The organism is Streptomyces sp. rh34 (assembly GCF_002551245.1).
Classification (GTDB): Bacteria; Actinomycetota; Actinomycetes; order Streptomycetales; family Streptomycetaceae; genus Streptomyces.
Map to the genome: position 1 here is coordinate 1 of NZ_NTGZ01000417.1, position 3852 is coordinate 3852.

4 protein-coding genes are annotated in these 3852 nt (G+C 74.8%); 1 reads left to right on the top strand and 3 read right to left on the bottom strand.

Features of this window, described 5'->3' with window-relative positions:
* The 3 genes from CR470_RS36430 to CR470_RS36440 form a co-directional block, all read right to left on the bottom strand.
* On the bottom strand, positions 1-766 hold a 766-nt coding region (locus CR470_RS36430; protein WP_107489543.1), incomplete at its 3' end, for a FecCD family ABC transporter permease.
* Entirely contained in the window at positions 763-1824 is a 1062-nt protein-coding gene (locus CR470_RS36435) for a FecCD family ABC transporter permease (protein ID WP_097871920.1), read from the bottom strand. The genes CR470_RS36430 and CR470_RS36435, both read right to left, overlap by 4 nt.
* Complete coding sequence (locus CR470_RS36440; protein WP_097871922.1) at positions 1821-2807, bottom strand: ABC transporter substrate-binding protein; 987 nt, start codon at positions 2805-2807, stop codon at positions 1821-1823. The genes CR470_RS36435 and CR470_RS36440 overlap by 4 nt, the downstream gene beginning before the upstream one ends.
* A gap of 190 nt (positions 2808-2997) precedes the next feature.
* Here CR470_RS36440 and CR470_RS36445 point away from each other — a divergent pair.
* A partial coding sequence (locus tag CR470_RS36445) for a hypothetical protein (RefSeq protein WP_097871924.1) occupies positions 2998-3852 on the top strand: 855 nt, incomplete at its 3' end.

The following is a 3852-nucleotide window of genomic DNA, read 5'->3' on the forward strand; positions in this document are numbered from 1 at the left end:
GCGACGAACAGGCCTCCGCCGCGCCCCGGCCCCGGCCGGTGGCCAGGCCCGCGGCGGAGGCCTGTTCGTCGCCGCAGCGCAACAGGGTCAGCGGCCCGGCGAGCAGCCAGGCAGCCGCGCCCCAGAAGGCGGCCCACGGCCAGAGCAGATTCCAGTGCTGCCACACCCGGCCCTCGGTGGAACCGATCAACCACTGGACGACGCTGCCGAGTTCGCCGGGCGCCACCAGGAGGACGACCGCGGTGAGCCCGGCGAGCACCGCCGACACGAGAACCCCGTAGACGGCGGTCTGTTCCGGGTCGCCCCGGTCCCGCCCGGCGAGCAGCCACAGCAGACCCGCTCCGGCGAAGCCGCCGAGGCAGGCCGCCACGACCACGGCCGTGGGGGATTCCCAGCCCGCGAGGCCGAGGCCGGTCGCGGCGACCGCGCCGAGCACCGCACCGGGAGTGACCCCGGTGACCTCGGGCCCGGCCAGCGGATTGCGCAGGGCCGACTGGAGGACGAGCCCGGCCACCCCGAGGCAGGCTCCGGCGACCAGCGCCACCAGCAGCCGGGGCAACCGCAGTTGGAGCACGATGTGCTCGGCGGTCGGGTCGTCGCCGCCCCCGAGCAGCACGGTCCGTACGCCGTCGGGGGTGACACCCCGGCCGGCGAACAGGTCGGCGCAGGCCACCGCGGCGACGAGCAGTGCCAGGCCGCCCAGCCGGACACCCGGCGCGCGCAGGGCCCGACGGGCCGGTCCGGGCACGGTGTCGATGAGCGTCATCGTTCCGCCTTCCGCAGGACGGGAGCGGGGAGGTCCGACGGAGTCCCCGGGGCAGGCGGGGCCACGGGCCCCCGGTCCCGGGCGGGCCGGCTGCCGCGCTTCAGCAGTACGACCCCGACCGGCACCCCGACCAGGGCGGTCCAGGCGCCGACGGGCGTCTCGACCGGGGCGAGCGCCAGCCGGGCCGGCTGATCGGCGCACAGCACGACGATCGCGCCGCACACGGCGGAGCGGACGAGCCACCCGGCCGCGCCGCCGTCCGGGCGGAGGCGGCGGGCGAGATGGGGGGCGAGGAAGCCGACCCAGGCCACCGGCCCGCAGACCGCGACGACGGGGGCGATCAGGACGACGGCGATGCCCAGCGCTGCCACGCGCGCGCGTTCGACCCGTACGCCCAGCGCACGGGCGTCGTCGTCGCCGAGGCGCAGCACCCCGAGCACCGGCACGCACAGCACCAGAGCCGGGACGGCCACGACGAGCCAGGGCAGCAGGCCGGTGACGTCGTCCCAGGTGCGGGCGGACAGACTGCCCAGCAGATAGCGGTAGATGAGCTGGAGGTCGAGCTGGTCGGCCATGACCATGAGCACCAGCAGGCCCGCCTGGAGCGCGGCGGCGACGGCGGCTCCGGTCAGCAGGACGGCCGAGGGGCTCCGCCCGAATCCCGCGGCGACCAGGGTGAGCAGACCGCCGAACGCCGCCCCGGCCAGGGCGAGGAACGGCTGGAGCCCGAGAGGCACGGACAGGGCCAGGACCAGCGGTGCGGCAACACCCAGGGCCGCCCCGGAGGAGACCCCCAGCATCTCGGGCACGGCCAGCGGGTTGCGCAGGGCTTCCTGGAGGACGAGACCCGCCGCGCCCAGACAGGCCCCGGCGATCAGCGCCAGCACCATGCGGGGCAGGCGCAGCTCGGTGACCACGAGCCCCGCGAGCCCGTCGGCCCCCAGCGTGGCCGGGAGCCTGGCGGGCGGGACGTACGGCGTGCCGAGGCTGAGCGCGCAGACCGCGCTCGCCAGGGCCACCGCGCCCAGACAGAGCAGCGCCACGGGTGGACGCCTCACCGCAGTGCGGCCGTCGCCTCGTCGAGGACGACGCCCAGGGACCGGGTGCCGCGCCCCTTGGCCCACACCTCGGAGTCGACCTCAATGACCTTGCCGTTCTTCACGGCCGGGATCCGCGACCAGAGCGGGTTCTCGGCCAGCTTGTCGGACAGCTTGCCGTCCGGCGCACCGAACGAGAGGGTCTCCACGAAGAGGACGTCGACGTCACGAGCGAGGATCTCCTCCAGGCTGTAGCTGCCGTCGACGCCCCGGCTCTTCCACGGGTAGTGGGAGATCTTCGGGAACAGCCCGGCCGCCACATCGGTCTCCGGGGTGGCCACACCGAAGTTCTCGTCGCTGCCGTAGATGATCAGCGCGGTCTTGTCGCTCTTCCTCTTCTCCGCCTGTGCCAGGCGGGTACGGAAAGCCTTCTCCGCTTTCTCGCCCTGCTCGGTGCGGCCGGTGAGCGCGGCCAGGTCCCGCAGGTAGCCGACGCTGTCCTGCCAGGATCCGGGCTGGACCGGCCAGAACGTCGTGGCGCCCTTCAGCGCGGGGGCCAGCTTGCCGTGCGTGTCCTTGAGACCGATCACCAGGTCGGGCCGGTGGGACAGAATCGCCTCGACCTCGGGGCTGAGGAAGCCGCCGGGCACGACCGGTATCTTCGCCGCCTTCTCCTCGCCCAGGAACTTCGGGTGCGCCAGCACCTGGGAGTTGGTGGCGGTCGGGGTCATACCCAGCTCGACGAGGATGTCGTCGCAGAGGGCGACCAGGCAGACGATCTTCTCCGGCGGCTTCGGCAGGGAGACCGCGACGCCCTTGGCGTCGGTGATCCGGGCGGCGGCCTCGATGGGCCGCACGTCCGTGCTCGTACGGGCCGCGGTCCCGTTCCCCGGAGCGCCGGCGTCCTCTGCGGTGTCGGCCTCCCCGGTCCCGCAGCCGGCCAGCAGGCCTCCCAGTACGGCGATCGCGGCCCAGCGGCGGACTCTCAGCGCGGTTCGTGGCATCGACGGTCCCTCAACGTTCCTGTGCGGTCCCGGGGTGCGGCAGAGACGGCGGCGGAGCCCCGGGAGCGATCCCCGCCACAAACCGAAACCATACACATGATTATCATTTCCAATAAAGTGCGCGGGAGGCACGGCTGGACCCCACCGGCCCCCATCGCCCCTGCGACCCCGCCGAGCTCAGGAGTTCGCCATGCCGCAGACCCCGAACCCCTCGCCCCACGCACCACCGCGCCTACTGGTCTCCGACCATGTCGCCGGTCGGATCAGCCTGTTGGACCTTCCGGACGGCACGGAGCGCGCGGAGCTGAACCACCGGCACCTCGCCGAGCACGCCGGCTTCCTCCCCCTGCCGGGCGACCTCACCGCCTGCGTGGACGACCGGGCGGGCGAGCTACTGGTCCTCGACCCCTACGGCCCCGGCGCCGGCCGGCCGCTGGTCCGGCGGCGGATACCGGTCGCGGTCCCCGCCGAGCACCTGGCGGCGGACCCGGGAGGGCGGCACCTCGCGGTGACCACCGGTCTCGGCCGCAACGAGGAGGCCTGGACCGGGCTCCTGACGGCCGTCGACCTCGACGCGCCGGACGGGGCCGTCGCCGTACGCGTACGGGGGCGGACCGGCGAGCCGGGGGTCACGGTGCTCGGCGGGCGGTCCCCCCTCGTGGTGCTGCGCCACCGGGAGCCGGGCGAGCTGCTGGTCCACCGGCACCACGACCTGATGCGTTCGGCCCCCGCGTGCCCTCCGGCGATCCCGGTCCGGCGGATCGCCCTGCCGGACGACGACGGGCACGGCGACGCCCACGACCCGCTCACCGGCCGGGCGTTCGCCGCCGCGGGCTCGGGGGTGCATCGCGTACGACGGGAGGGGGACGGCCTCACGCCCGAGGCCCCCCTGTCGTGGTCCGCCGACGGGCGCTCCGGCGGACGCGGCTACTACCTGCGGCTCGACCCCGTGCGACGCATGCTCTGGTCCTGCGTGCGCGGCGGGCCGGGCGACCCCGGGCAGTGGCCGGACTGGTCCAACGACGCCTGGTGGCACCACCTCGAT

Coding starts and splice junctions, on each gene's coding strand:
- CR470_RS36440 (WP_097871922.1), bottom strand. CDS start 2,807: ATGCCACGAACCGCGCTGAGAGTCCGCCGCTGGGCCGCGATCGCCGTA.